This is a genomic window from Leptospira ellinghausenii (assembly GCF_003114815.1).
Classification (GTDB): domain Bacteria; phylum Spirochaetota; class Leptospiria; order Leptospirales; family Leptospiraceae; genus Leptospira_A; species Leptospira_A ellinghausenii.
Genome location: NZ_BFAZ01000001.1, coordinates 72018 through 91821, shown reverse-complemented (window position 1 = coordinate 91821; position 19804 = coordinate 72018). Strand labels below are relative to the sequence as shown.

At 39.0% G+C, this 19804-nt stretch carries 19 protein-coding genes and 1 tRNA gene; 10 read left to right on the top strand and 10 right to left on the bottom strand.

Going from position 1 to position 19804, the window contains the following annotated elements; all coding sequences use genetic code 11:
• Nucleotides 1-6: 6 nt before the first annotated feature.
• From DI076_RS00425 to DI076_RS00410, 4 genes are read right to left on the bottom strand one after another with little or no spacing between them, the layout of a single operon-like run.
• Nucleotides 7-516, bottom strand: coding sequence for a TlpA family protein disulfide reductase (locus DI076_RS00425; protein ID WP_108958094.1), 510 nt, complete (start codon nt 514-516; stop codon nt 7-9).
• A gap of 2 nt (nt 517-518) precedes the next feature.
• Nucleotides 519-1418 carry a decaprenyl-phosphate phosphoribosyltransferase gene (locus DI076_RS00420; RefSeq protein ID WP_108958093.1) on the bottom strand — a complete coding sequence of 300 codons (900 nt, stop codon included), beginning with the start codon at nt 1416-1418 and terminating at the stop codon, nt 519-521.
• On the bottom strand, nt 1415-2428 hold the full coding sequence (locus DI076_RS00415) for a hypothetical protein (RefSeq protein WP_245918182.1): 1014 nt from the start codon (nt 2426-2428) through the stop codon (nt 1415-1417). The genes DI076_RS00420 and DI076_RS00415 overlap by 4 nt, the downstream gene beginning before the upstream one ends.
• A 60-nt stretch (nt 2429-2488) precedes the next feature.
• Complete coding sequence (locus DI076_RS00410; protein WP_108958091.1) at nt 2489-4015, bottom strand: TrkH family potassium uptake protein; 1527 nt, start codon at nt 4013-4015, stop codon at nt 2489-2491.
• Between the two features lie 126 nt (nt 4016-4141).
• On the opposite strand from DI076_RS00410, the gene fusA reads away from it, so the two are divergent.
• The 7 genes from fusA (at nt 4142) to prmC (ending at nt 10934) form a co-directional block, all read left to right on the top strand.
• The gene (gene fusA, locus DI076_RS00405) at nt 4142-6262 is read left to right on the top strand and encodes an elongation factor G (protein ID WP_108958090.1); all 2121 of its coding nucleotides are present in this window, start codon (nt 4142-4144) and stop codon (nt 6260-6262) included.
• A gap of 102 nt (nt 6263-6364) precedes the next feature.
• Nucleotides 6365-7018, top strand: a complete 654-nt coding sequence (locus DI076_RS00400; protein WP_108958089.1) for an LIC_10271 family cell wall hydrolase — start codon at nt 6365-6367, stop codon at nt 7016-7018.
• The gene (locus tag DI076_RS00395; protein WP_108958088.1) at nt 7015-8244 is read left to right on the top strand and encodes an amidohydrolase family protein; all 1230 of its coding nucleotides are present in this window, start codon (nt 7015-7017) and stop codon (nt 8242-8244) included. Before DI076_RS00400 ends, DI076_RS00395 begins: the two co-directional genes overlap by 4 nt.
• 24 nt (nt 8245-8268) lie before the next feature.
• A complete protein-coding gene (locus DI076_RS00390; RefSeq protein ID WP_100727608.1) occupies nt 8269-9321 on the top strand; it encodes a tetratricopeptide repeat protein in 1053 nt (350 codons plus the stop codon).
• An 11-nt stretch (nt 9322-9332) separates the two neighbouring features.
• On the top strand, nt 9333-9965 hold the full coding sequence (locus DI076_RS00385; RefSeq protein WP_039928954.1) for a Crp/Fnr family transcriptional regulator: 633 nt from the start codon (nt 9333-9335) through the stop codon (nt 9963-9965).
• A gap of 2 nt (nt 9966-9967) precedes the next feature.
• A tRNA-Arg gene (locus tag DI076_RS00380) sits at nt 9968-10040 on the top strand.
• A gap of 6 nt (nt 10041-10046) precedes the next feature.
• Nucleotides 10047-10934 carry a peptide chain release factor N(5)-glutamine methyltransferase gene (gene prmC / locus DI076_RS00375; protein ID WP_108958087.1) on the top strand — a complete coding sequence of 296 codons (888 nt, stop codon included), beginning with the start codon at nt 10047-10049 and terminating at the stop codon, nt 10932-10934.
• Here the strand turns inward: prmC and DI076_RS00370 are convergent.
• A complete protein-coding gene (locus DI076_RS00370; protein ID WP_108958086.1) occupies nt 10882-11337 on the bottom strand; it encodes a MarR family winged helix-turn-helix transcriptional regulator in 456 nt (151 codons plus the stop codon). The two genes, prmC and DI076_RS00370, sit on opposite strands and share 53 nt — an antisense overlap.
• A 123-nt stretch (nt 11338-11460) precedes the next feature.
• Here DI076_RS00370 and DI076_RS00365 point away from each other — a divergent pair, with 123 nt between their 5' ends.
• Entirely contained in the window at nt 11461-12315 is an 855-nt protein-coding gene (locus DI076_RS00365; protein WP_108958085.1) for an alpha/beta hydrolase, read from the top strand.
• A 157-nt stretch (nt 12316-12472) separates the two neighbouring features.
• On the opposite strand, the gene DI076_RS00355 is transcribed toward DI076_RS00365, so the two are convergent.
• Together DI076_RS00355 and DI076_RS00350 are read right to left on the bottom strand one after the other, a co-directional pair.
• Complete coding sequence (locus DI076_RS00355; protein WP_108958083.1) at nt 12473-13456, bottom strand: malate dehydrogenase; 984 nt, start codon at nt 13454-13456, stop codon at nt 12473-12475.
• A gap of 29 nt (nt 13457-13485) precedes the next feature.
• Nucleotides 13486-14535 (bottom strand): DsbA family protein, encoded by a 1050-nt coding sequence (locus DI076_RS00350; protein WP_108958142.1) that lies wholly within the window; start codon nt 14533-14535, stop codon nt 13486-13488.
• A gap of 163 nt (nt 14536-14698) precedes the next feature.
• Between DI076_RS00350 and DI076_RS00345 the strand changes: the two genes are divergently transcribed.
• Together DI076_RS00345 and DI076_RS00340 are read left to right on the top strand one after the other, a co-directional pair.
• Nucleotides 14699-15016, top strand: a complete 318-nt coding sequence (locus DI076_RS00345) for a hypothetical protein (protein ID WP_108958082.1) — start codon at nt 14699-14701, stop codon at nt 15014-15016.
• Between the two features lie 2 nt (nt 15017-15018).
• Nucleotides 15019-15657: a hypothetical protein gene (locus tag DI076_RS00340; RefSeq protein WP_108958081.1), complete on the top strand. Its 639-nt coding sequence runs from the start codon at nt 15019-15021 to the stop codon at nt 15655-15657.
• Between the two features lie 47 nt (nt 15658-15704).
• Here DI076_RS00340 and thrB read toward each other — a convergent pair whose 3' ends face one another.
• The 3 genes from thrB to DI076_RS00325 form a co-directional block, all read right to left on the bottom strand.
• On the bottom strand, nt 15705-16658 hold the full coding sequence (thrB, locus tag DI076_RS00335) for a homoserine kinase (protein ID WP_108958080.1): 954 nt from the start codon (nt 16656-16658) through the stop codon (nt 15705-15707).
• Nucleotides 16659-16692: 34 nt separating this feature from the next.
• A complete protein-coding gene (locus DI076_RS00330) occupies nt 16693-18264 on the bottom strand; it encodes a phytoene desaturase family protein (protein ID WP_108958079.1) in 1572 nt (523 codons plus the stop codon).
• Between the two features lie 64 nt (nt 18265-18328).
• Nucleotides 18329-19513 carry an acyl-CoA dehydrogenase family protein gene (locus DI076_RS00325; RefSeq protein WP_108958078.1) on the bottom strand — a complete coding sequence of 395 codons (1185 nt, stop codon included), beginning with the start codon at nt 19511-19513 and terminating at the stop codon, nt 18329-18331.
• Nucleotides 19514-19804: the final 291 nt, after the last annotated feature.

The window sequence follows — 19804 nt, the reverse complement described above, 5'->3', positions numbered from 1 at the left end:
GACAGTTTAAAAAAAGCGCAACAGAAAAGAACGGATCCAAAATCCAATGGGACTCAAAATTCCTGAATCCGCAAAAACAACCTTACCATTTGCATTGACAAAGAGAGTGGTTGGATAAGCGGAAATCCTCCATTCCTTTAACATTCGATAATCTGCGGTATAAATCGGATACGTTGATTCAGAAGAAAGGTGGGAGAGGATTTCTTTGGTCTCTTCAGAATCTTCCGATTCCAAAACAGACAAAAACATGGTTTCTTTTGGTAAAAATTTTAAATTGGCTTCAAGGATTGGTGTGTAGGCTTTGCATACCGTACACCAAGTTGTCCAGAAATACACCACCTTAGGGTGGCCTTTCCAGGAACTTGCTTCCGTTGGGGTTGTTGCTAGAGCCTCAATCGGAATGGATGGATTTGTGTCCCTTGCCTTAAAATAAGCAAATCCTAAGGTTGCCGAAAAAAAGAAAACAAAGGCGAACACCACTTTCCAGCCATAAGGCAACTGCTTCCAAATTTTCATCTCTACTGGTAGACTGGTAGATGGCTTGATATGTTCCCAAACATCAAAAATAAGATGAGGACAAGCCATATGACACCAGAGACGAGCACACTCACATCGGTGAGAATGGCTCTTGTGGGGTTATGCCCCATATTTTTGATGTAGATGATATAAAGGGAACGAAAAATCGCATACACAACAATGGGAACTGTATACACCATATAAGGAGTTCCTAAACTTTTAGCCGTATCAGGACTAACCGTATACATCACATAACTCACAAGAGTTAAGGTTGCCACAACAGCCATCATCAAATCTAAAAATTCGATTGAGTATTCTTCCAAAATTTTTCTGTGTTTGCCAGCATCAGTTTTCAGAATATTAATTTCACCTCTCCGTTTGGAAAATCCCCAAAAGAGTGCGAGCATAAAGGTACAAAGTAATAACCAATGAGAAAATTCTACCCCAATGACAACAGCACCAGCGATGGCCCGGAGTACAAATCCAATTGAGATACTCATTACATCTAAAATCACAATGTGTTTTAAGACCTTACTATACAACATATTGAATAATAGATAAAAAATGGTTAAATAAAAGAATACGGGTGAAAGTTTATAAGAACCGATCAAAGCGATTGGCAAGATAACCCCTGTTATTGCAAGAGCAATTCCAGAATCCAAATCCCCACTTGCAAGAGGACGGTGTTTTTTTTCAGGGTGTTTTGCATCTTCCTTTTGGTCTAAAAAATCGTTAAAGACATATTGGCAACTCGCAACAAGGGAAAAAAACAAAAATGCCAAACACACCTTTGTAAAGGAAGGTACATCAAAAATTCGTTTCGAAAAAATTAATCCGGCAAACAGGATGATGTTTTTGATCCACTGAGGGATCCTCATGAGTTTAATGTATAAATAGATCATTTTTTCTTCACTTTGTGGGCTTCAATGTATTTCATTTTGACTTTGATGGTTTTGGCATTCTGTAATGTAGGAAAAACTAAAAGGATTTTCGGATCTCTTCCAGTGGAAATCATTTCGACTAACTCACCTGGCAATTGTTTCCCAGCGGTTTTGATATCACTAATTTCTAAAAAGTCTTGGTAATCTTCTGGCAATAAACTTTGGCTTACAGTGATTTTTTTAGAATACAAAACTTTGCCATTTGCGTCCAGTATCTGTAAATCATCCAAAACAAAACGAATTCCTCTTTGTTCCAAAGGATCTATCCTGAGTCCGCCAAATTGACTCATTGGCTCTGGAAGTGTAAAGACATACTCATTCCAAACACCTACCCCTGTTTTCGAAACTGGTAAGGAAACCATTAGTGATTCAGAGGTTTGTGGGTGTTCTTTATCCACAAAGGTATACATCTTGATGGTTTGGTCCTTCAAAACTGGAAATTTATATTGGTAATATAAAACAGAAATGAGTGATAAAAGTAAAATCGATGTTACAGAAATGATACGTATTTTTCGAATTTGTTTGAATCGATCAAGTTTCGTTTCCATTTTGGAACGGAATAATGATTTTGATTCATCGATTAAAAAATTATAAGTTACCAAACAACCTTCAAAAATCTCGTTTAACTTTGTTTCAGTTACTTCTACGTGTTGGCTAAAGTTTTTTAAAAACTGAAATGCTTTTGTTTTTGTTTCTGGCAATTGGAAAGAAGACAAGTCACTGTCTTTTGGAATTTCTTTTTTGCCATTTAAACTTTGGTAGTAATTTACCAAATCGTACACAACGTAATTGAATAAAATATTTGCATCAGCGAGTTTATCATTCGATATCAATATCTCAAGTGACTCCAACCGAAATTCGATTTCGCCTAGTTTTTGTTTTTTTTCTTTTTTAAGAACTTCTATCTTCTCTTCTTCTGAACTAAGAACGGGAGATTTCCAATAGGAGAGGAATAACTCTTTCACTGACATTTTCACAACTACCAATCCTGATTGTGCCTAAATTTACTAAAACTGATTTTTATATCCATTTTACCCGACTTGGATTTTTACACCGTCGTCGATGGTACCCATTTTTGGGACTCCCGAATGGCCTGTTGCTGCGATGAGAACGGTAAAAATCCCCACTCTACCCACATACATGACGGCAGCATAAAATAATTTCTCGATATCCCCTAATTGGGAAGTCAGATTCAAACTATAACCCACTGTGGAAAACGAAGAAATCAATTCAAAAAAGATAACATGGAGAGAGTGTTGGTTTTGGTCCAAAATCCCAAGCAAAATGAAGATAAATGCCAAAGATACCGTTGCCAAAAAATAAACCCGAATTGCCACTGCCACTGAATTTTTAGAAACGGTTTCGCCAAATAACATGACAGGTTTAGAAGGTTGGATAACATTCTTTAGATAAGCAAGTAACAAAACAAAAGTTGTGATTTTGATACCACCTGCCGTTCCTTGTGGACCACCACCAATAAACATGAGTACAGTGATGATGATCACAGTGGCATCATTCAAATGACCAAGGTCCATTGTCGAAAATCCAGCCGTTCTGGAACAAACAGACATAAAAAATGCATTGGAGATTTTATCTACAAGATCCATGCCGTGGAAAGTATGAGGGTTACTCCTTTCCAAGAAATAAATTCCAATGAATCCAAAAAGTAACAAAGCAAAAGACCCATAAACCAAAAGTTTTGATTGGATCCGCGTGGTTTCTCCACGTAAGTGTTTGTTGTATTCTTCAATTCGATTTTCTAAAATTGCGGAAAACTGTGCTGGTAATAACAAAAACCGTGGGACATTCCCTGCTTTTAAAGCTTTTTCCATCATGAGGGTTTCTGCTACCACTTCAATACGGTATACAATTCGGACAAAGATAGTGAGTAACACTTTTTCGAGTAGGATGATGACAGGGAATCCGATCCCTCCAAAAATCACAAGACCCGAAACGATGTACAGGGAAAAAGGATCCAAACGTAAGGCACTTAGGTCATCTGTGATCGAAAAACCAGCGTTATTGAAAGAAGAGACTGCCGTAAACAGGGAAAAAAACCAACGGGTGTTCTCCCCTTCCACTCCTTCCGGCATATGGAGATACAATCCAATGGCTCCCAGGATTTCGATGGAAAAAGAAATATTGATGATGGAAAGTAAAATCCGGTTCACTTCATTGGTGGCAAGTGACTCTGTTTCCGTTTGGGTGTCAATGGCGGCCCCAACAAAGGCATTAAACCGAGCGTTCCTGGAAATCCCTTTTGTGATGAGAAACCCAACAATCACTGTAAAACTGATGATCCCAAGTCCCCCCAATTGGATGAGGAATAACATGATCCAATGAGTGGAGGGGTTCAGTCCCGAAAGGGGGATGGGTGACAAACCTGTCACACAAATAGACGAGGCGGAGAGATACAGACTATCGACATATGACAACTCACCTTCTTCCGAAATGTACAAGCCAAACGACCCAAGTAAGATGGCGGCAAAAAATCCAAGGCACACCACTCGGGCAAAAGACAAAGTACGAAAAAATCGTTTGAAACGAGCAAGTGGCATATTTCCCTATTCTCTACTTTCTCCAGGATTTTCCCTCTTACCAAAAATCCCAAGTACTTTACAAACGCAGTCCATTTCAGATTTTGGTAGAATCAATTCAACTTTAACCTTATTTTTGAGGAAAATATGACCTCTGCGACGCAAGCAACCAAACGTGATCCAAAATTGGAAAGAATCCGTAATATCGGGATTTCCGCACACATTGACTCAGGGAAAACAACCCTAACAGAACGTATCTTATTTTATACGAACAAAATTCACGCCATCCACGAAGTACGTGGAAAAGACGGTGTGGGTGCCACTATGGACAGTATGGACCTCGAACGAGAAAGAGGGATCACGATCCAGTCAGCAGCTACGTATGCAACTTGGAAAGACATTACAATCAATATCATCGATACTCCGGGCCACGTTGACTTCACAATCGAAGTAGAACGTTCCCTTCGTGTCCTTGACTCTGCGATTATGGTTCTTTGTGGTGTTGCGGGAGTTCAATCTCAGTCCATCACGGTTGACCGCCAGATGAAACGTTACAACGTTCCACGTGTTGCCTTTATCAACAAACTCGACAGAACTGGTGCAAACCCATGGAGAGTTATCGACCAACTCCGTGAAAAACTCCACCTCAATGCCCATGCAGTGCAACTTCCGATCGGACTCGAAAACGACCTGAAAGGGATTGTAGACCTTGTGGAGATGAAAGCATATTATTTTGAAGGTCCAAACGGACAAGATATCAAAATCACTGACATCCCTGAAGAGTTAAAAGACCAAGCAAATGAAAAACGCGAAGCCCTTCTCGATGCAGTGTCACTTTTTAGTGATGAACTCACAGAAGAAATGTTAGAAGGAACTCCTTCGGAAGCTCGTGTCAAAGAAGCGATTCGTCGTGGTGTCCTTGCACTTAAATTTGTTCCAGTGTTTATGGGTTCTGCCTTCAAAAACAAAGGGGTTCAGAGACTTCTGGATGGAGTAGCAGACTACCTCGCATCACCTTATGATGTGGAAAACACAGCAAAAGAAATTGGAAACGAAGAAAACGAACTCATTTTGGATTCTGATCCAGAAAAACCATTAGTTTGCCTAGCATTCAAACTCGAAGACGGTCGTTACGGTCAGTTAACCTATGTTCGTGTTTACCAAGGTAGACTCGAAAAAGGGATGACGATTTATAACTCATCTAACAACAAACGCCACAATATTGGACGTCTTGTCCGTATGCACTCAAACGAAATGGAAGATATTTCAAAAGCGGAAGCGGGAGATATCGTTGCTCTATTCGGTATCGATTGTGCATCAGGGGATACATTTACTGATGGAAAAACAAAACTCACGATGGAGTCTATGTTCGTTCCAAATCCGGTGATCTCACTCACAATTGAATGTAAAGAGTCAAAACAACTTCCAAACCTTGCAAAAGCTCTCAACCGTTTCACAAAAGAAGACCCAACCTTCCAAACTGAAATTGATAAAGAGTCTGGTCAAACCATCATCAAAGGTATGGGAGAACTCCACCTCGAAGTATACATCGAACGTATGAAACGTGAGTATGGTGTGGACCTTGTGACTGGTGCTCCTCAGGTAGCTTACCGTGAAACCATCACGAAGTCTGCAGAATTTGATTACACTCATAAAAAACAAACGGGTGGTCAAGGTCAGTTCTCTCGTGTAGCTGGTTACATTGAACCAATCCCACAAGAAGAAGGAAAAGACTACGAATTCGTAGATAAAATCGTGGGTGGTTCCATCCCTCGCGAATACATCGGATCTTGTGATAAGGGTTTCCGTTCTTGTTTAGAACGAGGATCTCTGATTGGATTCCCTATCATCGGAGTTCGTTGTGTGATCAATGATGGTGCTTACCATGATGTGGATTCATCTGATATGGCATTCCAAATTGGAGCTCGTTATGGATTCCGCCAAGGTTTCTCAAAAGCAGCACCTATCATCCTCGAGCCCATCATGCGTGTGGAAGTAGAAGGACCTACTGAATTCCAAGGAGCGATCCTTGCTTCTGTAAACCAAAGACGTGGTATGATCTTAAACACTACAGAAGAGAACGGTTATGCAAAAATCGAAGCAGAAGTTCCTCTTGCTGATATGTTTGGATACTCCACAGTGCTTCGTTCTTCTACCCAAGGAAAGGCTGAGTTTGCTATGGAATTCTCCAAGTATGCTCCAGTTCCAAGAAACGTAGCAGAAGAGTTAATGAAAAAATACAAAGTCAACAACAAAGACGAAGAATAAAACTTCGTTTTTTAAATCTGTTTGGTTTTGGAAAAGGCGGGTTTCTCCCGCCTTTTTTATTGCCCTCCCGCTTTTTCATGTCGATACTTGCCTTAGGGAATTATGCGAAAACATGGCATCATATTCAGTTTTGGTTTGGTACTCATCACCTTCCCCATCCTTTCCAAACAAATCCAAAAACAAACTCCAAACCATTCAAACCAAGTGACATACCGAGTTGTTAAAGGTGATTCTTGGTATGGAATTGCTCGTAAAATGAAAGTTCCAGCCGAAACCTTGGCAAAGTTAAATGGAAGGACCACTTCCGAAAATTTGTTCGAAAATGAAAAATTACTTATCCCAAGAGATAAGGAAACCAAATCCATTTCGTCTGAAACAAAGATAAAAGAGATCATCGCCTTCCCTCTTGGACAAAAAGAAAAAATCCAAAAGAAGTTTTCTGAACTTACGTATGACCCTTATAAAGGAATTCAATTCCAAAGGGGGAGTTCCTCTCTTGTCCGTGCTAGTTTTTCAGGAAAGGTCGTACATGTAGATTATATGGATGGGTATGAAAACTTTGTGATATTAGAACATGAAAACGGACTTTATTCCGTTTACGGAAATTTAGAAAGGATCCAAGTCACAGAAGGCCAACAAGTGAACGCAAAAGATCGATTGGGAATTTTATCAAAAGACAAAGGGTTGTATTTCCAAATCAATCAAAACAAAACCAATTTGAATCCTGAACTTATCTTACAAAGGGGATTTGAATGACCCGACCTATTTTATTACAATCCGCTTCCCTATTCCGAAATGGAAAAATGGAATCAAAAGATCTTTTATTTACGGGTGAAAAAATCACAAGTATCGAAGACTTTATAACACCTAACAAGGATATGTTCACTCTTTCCTTACAAGGGAAAAAACTTTATCCTGGATTTATCAATTCGCATGACCATTTACTTGCGAGTTACTTACCCAAAGTAGGTGGGACAGAAAAACACCTTTCATGGTTATCCTATGATAATTTGTATAAAAGTTCAGGCGTGTTTGCTGAACGCCAACAAATTGATCCAGAAATTTTATACTACCTTGGTGCTTACAAAAACTTATTTGCAGGTGTTACATCTGTATTTGATCACATTCCTCATTTTGTACAAAACCCATTTCGAGGAATTTTACCTGTTAAATTGATATCGGATTATACCTTAGCACATTCGGTTGGGAATTATAGTTTGGACTGGGGAGAAGGCCCTGCATTAGAATATAGAATGGCAGAACATGCAAACCTTCCTTTTGTCACTCACTTAGCAGAAGGATTAGATGATGATTCCAAACATTCCCTTCGCACTTTAGAAAAAATGGATGCACTTGGTCCACATTCAGTACTGGTTCATTGTTTGCCATTTGGACCAAAAGAAGCCGATAAAATTGCAGAAAAAGGTGCATCCATAGTTTGGTGTCCTACTTCAAACCTTCATATTTTTGGAAAAACTACCAATATCAAACTCTTTTTAGAACGAGGCGTTAACGTTTGTTTGGGGACAGATTCTTCCCCAAGTGGATCCAATCATTTATTGGAAGAATTAAAAACAGCAAAATCCATTTATTTTGGATTATATGGTGAAGAACTTCCGGAAGAAACATTAATACAAATGATAACAGAAAATCCAAGAAAAGCCTTTCGGATGGGAAATCCAAATGCTCTTATGCCTGGGTTAAATTGTGATTTTGTAGTGATCAGTGATGAGAAAAAAACTTCTGATTTAAATGTATCAGAACTTCATTGGAAACACATTGATTTAGTTGTCATCGATGGTTATCCCATTTATGGATCACTTGAATTTTTGTCACTCTTCCAAGAGTTTGGATTGGGTACAGAAGAAATTTCGATCGAAGGAAAAAACAAGTTGGTTGCGGGTTCACCAAAAAAACTCATGAAACAAGTTTCTGACAGTGTCGGTTACAAAAAGAGTTTGGCTTTTTTACCTAATTTTTAAAAATGAAGCCCAAGCGAGGCATGAGTGTCAGGTCCCATAGTACGTAATTATAAAGGTGGTTCCATTGTCTATTTTGAAAAAGACAAGGCAGAGGATATCTTTGTACTACAAAAAGGCCGAGTTGTACTAACTTACACCAATATCAATGGAGTGGAACTCAAAGAGGATGTGAAACTCGGTGAGTTTTTTGGAGTGAAGAGTGCCATTGGTCGTTACCCTAGGGAAGAAACAGCACAAGTGATTGGAGCTGCAACGGTTCTAGTCTTCAAAGTGCCTGAATTCGAAAAATTTGTCTCAGACAAAACCCATCTCATCATCAAAATGCTCAAAGTGTTCTCAAGCCAACTGAGGCAAGTGCACAGACAGGTTAGGGAAATCCTCGGACAAGGGGAAGCAAAGAACCCAGCTTTTGAGCTAATGAACGTAGCCGAAGTTTTTTATAAAAATGGTAACTTTGACCATGCAGCGTATGCATTTGAGAAATACATCCAACATTATCCGGACGGAATGTACTTAGACCGAGCCAAACAACTTTTAGACTTAGCTCGCAAAAAAACACCATTCCCTCTCACCATACAAGAGTTAGTTTATAAACCTGAGCCTGGATCCCAAACAGGGAAACTCCAAGAGATGTTAAAAACGATGGCAGTCCAATCACCAACTGCCACTTCCAGTGTAGATCCAAATTCCATTCTTTCTCAATATGATAAAGCATCCACTCTTATGAATGCAGGTAAGTATGCAGATGCGATTGAACTCTTCAAAACTGTATCTGACAGAACGGATTCAGTGACCCAAGAAGAAGAACAGTTTGTTGAAAATTCTCTTTTTTACATGGGCAAATCTAGTTTTAAAGCAAAAGATTATCCAAGTGCTATTTCTCATTTTTCCAGTTTTATCAAACGTTACCCAAAAGGACTACTGCTCAAAGAAAACCTTTACCATTTGGCTCTCGCAACAGAGGCCTCAGGGGATAAAGAAAAAGCAAAACAATTGTTCCAAAAGGTAACACAAATGCCTCCTATGGATGACAGTATCTCAGAAGATGCCAAATCCAAACTCAAAGGAGGTAGATAGTGAACGACCAAATGTTAGAAGCAATGTTTGGGAAATTTGGAAAAGTATTCCAACCAAACGAAGTTTTATTTTGTGAATACGAACCTGGGAACGATTTTTACCTCATTAAAGAAGGAAAAGTCAAAATCACTAAAACCATAGGCACAAGTATCAAAACCTTAGATGTCTTGGAAGCCGGTGATATTTTGGGAGAGATGGCGATTTTGGAAGAACAGCCAAGGTCTGCTACTGCCATTGCTGTGACGGAAGTCAAAGCACTCAATTTCAATCGTGCAAACTTTGAGATGCTCATGACCAAAAACCCTGCACTCGCGATGAAATTATTACATATCTTTTCCTTCCGGATTTATGACCAAAAAAGACGACTTATGATCCTCCTAATGGATGACATTGTAGGAAAAGTTTGTGACGTCTTTGTGATGTTATACGAGAAGCAGTATAATAATGATGTTTATAACGAAATCATCCTTTCTGCAACAGTGGATGACATTGCCAATTGGTGTGCCCAACCTGTGGGAGAAGTCCAAAAAGTCCTCATGCAATATGTAAAAACTGGGAAACTTGACCTCTACCCAGATAAAATTGTTATTCACAATATCTCCGATTTCCAAAGGATAGTGAATCAGAAACGTAAACCTACGTAAAAGCTCCCATAGCTCAGGTGGATAGAGCACTAGTTTCCTAAACTGGGGACACAGGTTCGAATCCTGTTGGGGGCAAACATTATGGCGGAACAACCAGGAACCTTACTTTATTATCTCAAACGTTCCACAGAATTTCTGGAAAAAAAGGAAATTCCAAACCCACGTGTCGATGCTGAATGGCTTCTCTCTGACCTACTTGGTTTACCTCGTATCAAACTCTATTCCCAATTCGAAATGCCTCTATCTCAAAAAGAAATTGATTTGTACAGAGAAAGGATTGTAGAACGAAGCAAACGAAAACCCGTAGCTTACATCACAGGGAAAAAAGGGTTCCATCAATTTGAATACTTTGTATCAGAAGATGTTCTCATCCCAAGGCCAGAAACGGAAGAACTTGTAGATTACCTTTTTAAACAAAAAGAAACACTCACAAATGCATTTCCAGATGGAATACAAATTTGGGATTTGTGTTCGGGAAGTGGTTGTATTGGCCTCAGTTTATCACAACTTCTAAAACCGAACCTTGTTGTGTTATCTGATATTTCAGAAAAAGCAATCGAAACCAGTAAATCAAACGCTGACAAATACAAACTAACAGATGTTCAGTTTTATGTTTCGAGTCTGGACAATTCACTTCCCAATGATTTACGTTTTGATGTGATTGTTTCAAACCCTCCCTATATCCCAGAATCGGAAAAAAAAGACATTATGCCTGATGTTTTGGAGTATGAACCCCATTTAGCATTGTTTGTTTCTGATATCCTCTCTTTCCATCGCGATTTATTTGATTCCGTTAAGAGAAGATTAAAACCAGGTGGTTGGTTTCTAATGGAAACCCATCCGACTTACATCCAAGAATTAGAAAACTTGGCCATCAGTTTGGGTTTTGTTTCCCCTAAGAAGGTTTTGGATAGTTCTAATAAGGAACGTTTTTTGTTTCTGCAAACTGAATCGAAGTTTGAATCTTAAAAAGAGTTACAAATAATTCTTTTTCATTTTCCTCACTCAGATTTTTTTTAAAGACTAAATCCGCTTCTCTGACAACAGGAATCCCCTTCTCCCATATGGATTTCCCTTTAGTTGTTAATTTTAAACTAAAACTTCGTTTGTCTTCAATCGATTGGATTCGTTTGACCCATCCCTTTTTTACCCAACTATCAACTAACCTAGAGATTGTGGTTTTATCTTTGGCCAATCGGTCACTTAAGGTTTTTTGGTTCAAACTTTCCTTTTCCATTAGAGGAATCAGTTGGATCCATTCTTCAAATCGCATCCCTACTCGATTCGTTTCAAACTCGTATGCGAGAAACTTCCGCATCTGGAGTAAAGTTTCACTTAAGTGAATGCCTAAATAGGAAAAAATTTCATTCATTCCCCCAATTTAAATTAAATATCGTTTTTGACAAGTATTTTAGTTGCATACTGCAACTATATGGTTGTATGTTGCAACTATATAAAAAATAGAGATTCACTACATTAATTCGGAGGGAATGTTATGGAATGGAACTATCAGACAATCCAAAGGGATGGATTTGATTTTTTAATCGCACAAAACAATACGAAAGGACCAAACCTCTATTGGCTCGGAAGTGCTTTGTACTACCCAAGGGTGATCCCTGAAACGATGGCATCCAAGTATCACATCACTGTTGTGGACCATAGAGGATTTGCGAACCGTATTGAATCAACTCCTGAAAACGAATCCACGTATGATTTGGATGTGGTATTGGATGATTTTCATTTCTTCCAAAACCATCTCCAAATCCCAGCTTGTACGATTCTTGGCCACTCAGGCCACGGTTACATGGCTCTAACTTATGCAAAAAAATACCCAAATCGTGTTACTAAACTCGTGATGGTAGCAACAGGACCAAACCATGGAGCCCCCCTTTTGGAACGGGAAACTTACTTTGCAACTTTCGCAAGTGAAGAGAGAAAAGAAAAACACATACAACTCCAAACCAATTTCCAAAAACAAATTGAGTCTCATCCAGATGGCCTTCGGAACTTTTTCAATTTGTATTGTGTAAGCCAGGATGCACTCGGTTTTTATGATTTAAAAATGGATTCCACTCAATTATGGGAAGGAATCGGAACCAACAAACTAGCGTTTGATTATTTGTTTGGGAAAGTTTTTGTCGAGATCAATGTCGAAAATTACCTATCGACCTTAAAACTTCCAATCCAACTCATATTAGGAAAGTATGATTTCCAAGTGGCTCCTTATTATACATGGGATACAATCATCGAAAGATTTCCAGATGTGAAACGAACAGTTCTAGACCACTGTGGCCATTTGCCATTTTTCGAAGACCCAAATCAATTTGTCCAAATTATGGATTCGGAATGAAGGAAGTGGAACTAAGATACTTTGTTTTTCGGAAATACCAAAACTCTTGTACCAAATAATCATAAAAAAAGCCCACTGGAACTATTTCACCAAGTGGGCTTCGAAGTCAGAAAAAATCCCTACAAGTCAATTCTGTAGGGAAAATCTGTTTTTGAAATTAACCTAACATATCTTTTACTTCGTTTCTTTCTTCTTTTAATTCATTGTGAGTGATATCAAATTTTTCCTTACCGAAAGAATTGATCTCAAGACCTGTTACGATCTCTACTTTTTTACCATCAGATTTGAGTGGGTATCCAAAGATAAGACCTTTGTCTACACCATACTCACCATTGGAATGACAAGCGGCACTGAACCAATCTCCAGGTTTTGTTGGTGTCACAATGTTATGCACTGTGTCGACCACTGCATTGGCAGCAGAAGCAGCGGAAGAAGCTCCTCTTGCAGCAATGATCGCAGCTCCACGTTTTTGCACAGTAGAGATAAAATCTCCCTTTAACCAAGCTTCGTCACTGATCAGGTCAGTTGCAGGTTTTCCTTTGATTTTTGCATTATAAAAGTCAGGGTATTGAGTCGCTGAATGGTTACCCCAAATTGCTACATTGGAAACATCTTTTACAAGAACTCCCGCTTTTTGTGCCAATTGAGTTTTTGCACGATTTTCATCAAGTCCTGTCATCGCAAACCATCTGTCAGACGGAACACCTTTTGCATTATTCATTGCAATGAGTGCGTTTGTGTTACATGGGTTACCTACAACAAGAACTCTTACATCACTTGCTGCATTTTTTTCGATCGCTTTCCCTTGGGTTGTAAAAATACCACCATTGATTTTGAGAAGGTCACCACGTTCCATTCCAGCTTTTCTAGGAACAGAACCTACGAGAAGAGCCCAATTGATATCACGGAATGCTTCATCTAAGTTAGAAGTCACTGATACTTTTTCGAGTAATGGGAACGCACAGTCATCCAATTCCATGATGACACCTTTCGCTGCAGGGAGCGCTTGTTCCAATTCTAACAACTGGAGTTCGACAGCTGTGTCAGGTCCAAACATTTGTCCTGAAGCGATACGAAATAAGAGTGCGTATCCGATTTGCCCGGCAGCACCTGTGACAGCAACTTTTACTTTTTTGCTCATATAATTTTTCCTTTTTGGTTTATAATCCTTTATTGTTTCAGTTCTTTTTGGATGATCTCATCGAAGTTTTCAAATGGTAAGGCACCCGATACAAAGATCCCATTGATAAAAAATGCAGGTGTTCCACTGACTCCTACTTTTTGTCCATCTTGGATATCGGCATCGATTTCACTTTTTAATTTTGATTGGTCTTTCATACAAGTTTGGTATTTGTCTTTGGATAATCCTGTTTTTAATACCAACGAATCTACATTTGATTTACTCAAATTACCGCTGTTATCAAATAAAACATTAAAAACATCCCAATACTTTCCTTCTTCGATGGAACAGTTTGCAGCCATATGAGCATACATTGCGTCTTGGTGGAATGGAAGAGGGAAATCACGGAATACCCAACGGATTTGCCCTTTGTATTTTTCTCGGAGTTGGCGATTCACATCTTGGCTTCGTTTGCAGAATGGACATTCAAAGTCTGAAAATTCAATCACTGTAATCTTCGCATCTTTTGGTCCCATACTTGGATTGTTTTTTTCATCCACAGTCACTCGGATTGATTCAGGTTCTTTGATTAAAAAATCAACTGGGTATTTCGTGATGATCTCACGGTATTTGTTTCTGCTATGTTCTTGTTCTTGTTGGTTTTTTAAAAATCCAACAATTTTATCTTTTGTTTCAGCGAGAGATTTCCCACCTAACTGTGCTTTGTTAGACATATATACGTTTAAGATTTCTTCTTCCGAAGGTTCTCTTAAAACCAATCCTTCATTTAAAACTTCAGAAGGTTTGATGTTTTTATCTTTTGCGACTAATTCAAATAATTTGTCCTGAGCAAATTCACCAAAGGTATTTTTGAGAAGGGCTTTGTATTCAGATTGGAATTTGGAATATGCAATCGGTGAGGAGTCTTTCACGTCACTCAAGTCGTATTTTTTTCCACCGATACTCACTGCATCTTGGGTGATGTATTCTTTCACAAAAGAAGGAACACTGACTAAAAAAAGCACGGCAAAGACCAAATTGGTCCCTATAAAGATTTTAGAGATGGGCGAAGCCATCCACGATTTAAAATTATTTTCCATCTCTGCCAGCTTCCCGGCCATAAAGCGGGCAATCAAACGGAAAAATCCTAAAAAATGTTTCGATTTTCGCTAAAGCGAACCACGATTTGACCGAAAATCTGAGGGAGGGAAAAGGAAAGTTTTTTCTTCAATTGCCGATCCTGAACACGGAGGTTTGGGAACTATGAATACAATTAATATCCAAGGGAATCCTGGCCTATCCATTCCCCCCACCCTTCCCACACAAACGGGAAAACAGTCGGAGGAAGGAAAGGAATCTTTCCCTAAAAAAACGAACAACGAAGTGGCTGGAAACGAAGCCAAAACTAAATCAGAATCGAAAGTAAAACCTGAGGATTTGGTTTTAAAACCGACACCAGCTTCCCTAGAAGAAAAATTGAACCAAATCATTTCTCCAGAGGAAGTGAAGGACCTTCTATCACTTGTGACAAGGACACCTCTACCGGAAACAAAGAGCCATAAGGTTGATACAAAAAGGTAATTTTGTTTTTAAGCATTGCCATTTTAGATAGTTTTGTCCTAGTCCTCAGTGGTGTGCTTACAATCTCCATTTTAGGACTGGGATTAGTTGTGTACAACCAATTCATCCATCCCATTTTTATGCGAAAGGAATCAGATCGATTTATCCCTGTCCAAACGGGTGATAAATATGATTTAGTAGTCGATGAACTTTCTAGATTTGCAAGTTTCCATGTTGGTTGTAAAACAGGACAATTGGCAACACGTTGTAATGCCATCACGGAAGATCATTTGATTTTCCAATTCAAAAAAAGTAGAGATAGCGAAGATTATACGATTACCGTTTTAAAAAATGGACCCAGTTTTTATAAACCTCCAAGAATGGAACATTATGGAAAAATGGAATCCAAAGAAACCTTTGATTCTTATGAGATCATTGGACACCCTGCTGAATTTAGGATCTCTGATAAAATTACAAAAGATAGAATGGTAAATTTTATCGAGATTTCACTCACATCTTCCTTTTATTTCAATCGCTCAGGAAAAGAAAGAATGAAGTTTACCTTTGAAGTTGGTAAAATACAACCGGGGATCAACCGAAAAGTGAGATTTCGAGGTGATGTTTATGGATTCGGAAAAGAGGAAGGAGCAGAAGAAGAATAAACTCCGAAAAACAATTCACCTAACCTATCAGAGGTTTGAGAGTGAACTCATTTCATTTTGATTCGAACTCCGATTCCATCAGGTTTAACCCTACGAAATTGATACGTGATCCCAGATTCCTTCATGATCTTTGAAACTTTTGATTCCAATTCATTTAATTTTGATTTTAAGGCCTTTCGTTCTAAAAAAATAAGTAAACTTGGACCAGAACCTGACAAACAATACCCAATCCCTTCTTGTTTTAACGTATCAGCTAAAGGAAAAAGTGGAGATGAGTTTGGAATTCGATAAGGAGTATGCATCTTGTCTTCCAATCCAACAAGCAGGTCACCAAACTTACGTTTATCCAAAAAATGCATCCATGCCCCAATTCGTGAAAGGTTAAATATCACATCAGAGGTCACATATGACTTAGGTAGAGTTTTTCTCGATTCTTCTGTAGAAACGGAATACTCAGGTGTGAGGACAAAAATGGAAACAGAAGATGGGAACTTTTTTCGAAAATAACGTAATGTCTCACCAAACGTAGAGTAAGCGAAAACGAATCCACCAAGGTATGCAGGAAGTGTATTGTCAGGATGGCCTTCAAATTCTGCTAAGAATTGAGTGAACTCTTGTTCTGTTGGTAAAGATTCGGTACTTAATCTTTTGTGGACTTCTTTGGCTAAACAGAGTCCAGCAACAATCGCGGATGCACTAGACCCAAGCCCTCCCTTTAAAGGTAATGCCAATGTCATTTTACAGTGATAAGGTGGAGGTGTGAGATTCTTCGCAAATTTGGAAAAATAAGACAAATAAGACGACAAAACCAAATCTTCTTTTTTGGAGAAAGGTAAAGTTTTTCCGTTTTTCAATTCGGTTTTGGTTTCTGTAATTTCCTTTGAAAATTGAAATTCGAATTCATTATGGATGTCAAGGGCAAGGCCCATGAGGTCAAACCCAGGACCTAAATTAGCAGAAGTTCCTGGCACTTTGATGTGAATCTTTGGAAGGCGAACCATCGTTTCGCCCAGGCTCTAGGATTCGGTTCGGAAATCAACCGAACTTTCGGGATTCATATTGTTCCACGGCATTGAGTCCACCAAGCACAACGGCAGGAATCCCCTGACCTGGATACACTGTGTCACCTGTCAGTAAAAGACTAGGATCTTCCGATCGATTGGATACCATTCGAAAAGGATTAAAAAAATAAACGGAAGGGATTCCTCCCACACGTCCCCATTTGCGACCTGTCCAGGTTTGCCACGTAACAGGTGTTGCAGAATGATAAAACTGGATATTCGTAAGTTTGAACCAATCAAAGTTTTTTTCCAAAGCAGATAGAATCACGGATTCGATTTCTTTTTTCCGAATCTGGTAGTCTTTGTCACGTTTCCAATTCTCAGGATTTTCTAAATGAGTCGAAACTGATAAAATCCGAATTCCATCTTTGGATCGGAGTTTGTCTTCAGGGTGTGAAATGGATACAAAGACTGATCGCCCTCCTCCGTGGGGAAGAGGTGATTCTAAATGGATTTGGTGGTGGAGGCATTCCTTTTGAAGAGAATGTTCCAGAGAACCTACTTGGATGGCAATTCCCATGGTAAAGGCTCCCCATATCCCTTTTTCCATTCCATTTGCCTTGTTTTCTAATTTTGGTAAACTTTTAGTCATTGTGACCAGGTTCCAAATCGGAAGGTTTGATACGAGGATAGGTGCACAAAAAACTGAATGGTCTATATTTTTTGTTTTCACTTCCCAAATCGTTTTAGGATTAGATGGAAAGTAGTAACGACCACCTAACCTTTCTTGATTGAAGTGTTCAGAAAGATTTTCCCAAACCTTTTTGGTTAAGTGGCTCACTTCTTGTTTTGGAAGGAACTCTCCTCCCAATTCCCGTAATCGTTTGATGAGTGTTTGGGATAGTTCCAACATGCCACCACTCACTATATAATTTTGTAAATTAGGATAGGTAAGTCCAGCCGCTGCCATGGCAAAAGGTGCATTGTTTGAAACAGATTGGTTTGTGATGAGAAGTTGTTCATTCAAAAACTGGTTCCACTCTTCATTTTTGTGTAACCAAAATAATTTTTGTACAAATCGTACGGATACAAGCGAAAACAGAAAAACGATCAAATCATATGGCCGAAACTTTTTTAGACTGATAAAAACCTCACGAAGGTTTTGAAATGGAAACCATTTGTATCTTGCAGACAAACTCCAAAGTTGATCGGACAGAAAAAAACACAATTTCCAAAACAAAACCATACGCAATCCACCACCAAACATACGCTTGGCTTCTTTGATCCATAGAGTCCTATCTTTATACCTTTCAATGGTTTTTCCACAAAGGTGGACCACCATTGACCTATCTATGGGTAGGATTGGAAATTGGATGCCAAGTTCTTTTGTGAGTCGATCCATGGGAAGACCAGGTTCAAAACCAACAAGAGTTGTGGCACCAGATTCAAACAAATATCCATTTTTCCAAAAACTAGAGGCTGAACCTCCAGGCGAGATACTCTTTTCAAGCACGAGAACCCGCTTGCCTTTATTTGCAAAAGATAATGCAGCAGAGAGACCTCCAAGCCCAGAGCCAAGGACAATCACATCCCATTCTTTTTCCATCTAACTAGTAGACTGGCATAAAAATCGAATGGGAAAAAAGTTTTAGTTTAGATGATTTGACCGATCACTCCGACCAAAGTTTTTTGAGATCACTTGCAATGTTTTTTTGCATGGCTTCATTCGTTCCACCACCAATGCTAAGAAGGATTGCATCCCTATGGAGCCTTTCAACTGGGTATTCTCGGCAATAACCATAACCACCTAGTACTTGTATGGCGTTTCTTGAAACTCGTTCTGCCATTTGTGTTGCTACTAGTTTTGCAGACGCTGCACCAAGAGAATTACGAACATCTGGTCCCAGTTCACTTGCAACTTGGTATACAAGAGCTCTTGCTGCTTGGTAATCTGCGTAAGACTCTGCAACCAACCTTTGGATTTGCCCAAACTCCATGAGTTTTTTTCCAAAAGCTTCTCGATGACGGACTGTATAATCACACATGATGTCCACACAACGACGAGCAATCCCTAGCGATTGTGCCGCCAGAGTCACCCTTTCGATTTCCAAATTACGCATCATATGTGTGATGGCACCATTCTCATCTCCAAGGAGATTTTCTTCTGGTACTTCCATATCTTCAAAAACAAGTTGAGTTGTGGGAGAAGAACGCATTCCCATTTTTTCTTCTTTTTTCCCAACCGAGAAACCTTTGTAAGATGATTCGATTACAAATGAAGTCATTTTTTTTGCATTTTTATCTAACTTTGTATAAAGTACAAAAACTTGGCCAACGGAACCGTTTGTGATGTATTGTTTTACACCGTTAATGACGTAACGATCTCCCTTTTTGACAGCATGGGTTGCCATCCCAAGTACGTCAGTTCCCGCACCAGGTTCCGTCATTCCCATTCCACCAATCCATTCTCCAGTGATGACTTTGCTGAGGTAACGGCTACGTTGAGAAGCATTGGAGCTATAAAAAAAATTGTTCACAAATAAAACTTCATGAGCCAAATAGGAAAGTGTAAATCCTGGATCAAAACGACTCATCTCTTCATGGATGATGACAGAAGCAAGTGGATCAAGTCCGTGCCCTCCCTCTTCTTCCGGTACTGTGATTCCAAAAATTCCGAGTTCGGAACCAAGTCGTTTGAATAACATCTCATTAAATGATTCAGTTTCATCATTCTCTTTCGCTTGTTCGTCTAGTTCCCGTTCTGCAAATGACGCAACGGATTGTCGTAAGGCTAAATGGTCTTCCGTTGGATTGAATAAATCATAAGAAGATTTTTTGGTCGTAAGAATGCTCATAGAGAAGATTTTTCCGTACTTTTCCTGAAACTGTAAACGAAAAAATCAGAGTCATTTGTCCTCATTTGCAGCATTTTATTCCAAAAACGAACATCGAATTTTCGAAATTTGAGAAATCAAAACGATAATGTTCGTAAATCACCTAACATATATTAACAGATGTTTCTTTCCTGACACATCTTTTTTTGATTGGCTACATTTGTTACGAGAAAGTGAACATCCACTACTATAGATTAGGATTACTACTTACGGAAATTCCCTAAAAATAAAAATGAGTTTCAAAACAAAGGA

Coding starts and splice junctions, on each gene's coding strand:
- DI076_RS00425 (WP_108958094.1), bottom strand. CDS start 516: ATGAAAATTTGGAAGCAGTTGCCTTATGGCTGGAAAGTGGTGTTCGCC.
- DI076_RS00420 (WP_108958093.1), bottom strand. CDS start 1,418: ATGATCTATTTATACATTAAACTCATGAGGATCCCTCAGTGGATCAAA.
- DI076_RS00415 (WP_245918182.1), bottom strand. CDS start 2,428: ATGTCAGTGAAAGAGTTATTCCTCTCCTATTGGAAATCTCCCGTTCTT.
- DI076_RS00410 (WP_108958091.1), bottom strand. CDS start 4,015: ATGCCACTTGCTCGTTTCAAACGATTTTTTCGTACTTTGTCTTTTGCC.
- fusA (WP_108958090.1), top strand. CDS start 4,142: ATGACCTCTGCGACGCAAGCAACCAAACGTGATCCAAAATTGGAAAGA.
- DI076_RS00400 (WP_108958089.1), top strand. CDS start 6,365: ATGCGAAAACATGGCATCATATTCAGTTTTGGTTTGGTACTCATCACC.
- DI076_RS00395 (WP_108958088.1), top strand. CDS start 7,015: ATGACCCGACCTATTTTATTACAATCCGCTTCCCTATTCCGAAATGGA.
- DI076_RS00385 (WP_039928954.1), top strand. CDS start 9,333: ATGTTAGAAGCAATGTTTGGGAAATTTGGAAAAGTATTCCAACCAAAC.
- prmC (WP_108958087.1), top strand. CDS start 10,047: ATGGCGGAACAACCAGGAACCTTACTTTATTATCTCAAACGTTCCACA.
- DI076_RS00370 (WP_108958086.1), bottom strand. CDS start 11,337: ATGAATGAAATTTTTTCCTATTTAGGCATTCACTTAAGTGAAACTTTA.
- DI076_RS00365 (WP_108958085.1), top strand. CDS start 11,461: ATGGAATGGAACTATCAGACAATCCAAAGGGATGGATTTGATTTTTTA.
- DI076_RS00355 (WP_108958083.1), bottom strand. CDS start 13,456: ATGAGCAAAAAAGTAAAAGTTGCTGTCACAGGTGCTGCCGGGCAAATC.
- DI076_RS00350 (WP_108958142.1), bottom strand. CDS start 14,535: ATGGAAAATAATTTTAAATCGTGGATGGCTTCGCCCATCTCTAAAATC.
- DI076_RS00345 (WP_108958082.1), top strand. CDS start 14,699: ATGAATACAATTAATATCCAAGGGAATCCTGGCCTATCCATTCCCCCC.
- thrB (WP_108958080.1), bottom strand. CDS start 16,658: ATGGTTCGCCTTCCAAAGATTCACATCAAAGTGCCAGGAACTTCTGCT.
- DI076_RS00330 (WP_108958079.1), bottom strand. CDS start 18,264: ATGGAAAAAGAATGGGATGTGATTGTCCTTGGCTCTGGGCTTGGAGGT.
- DI076_RS00325 (WP_108958078.1), bottom strand. CDS start 19,513: ATGAGCATTCTTACGACCAAAAAATCTTCTTATGATTTATTCAATCCA.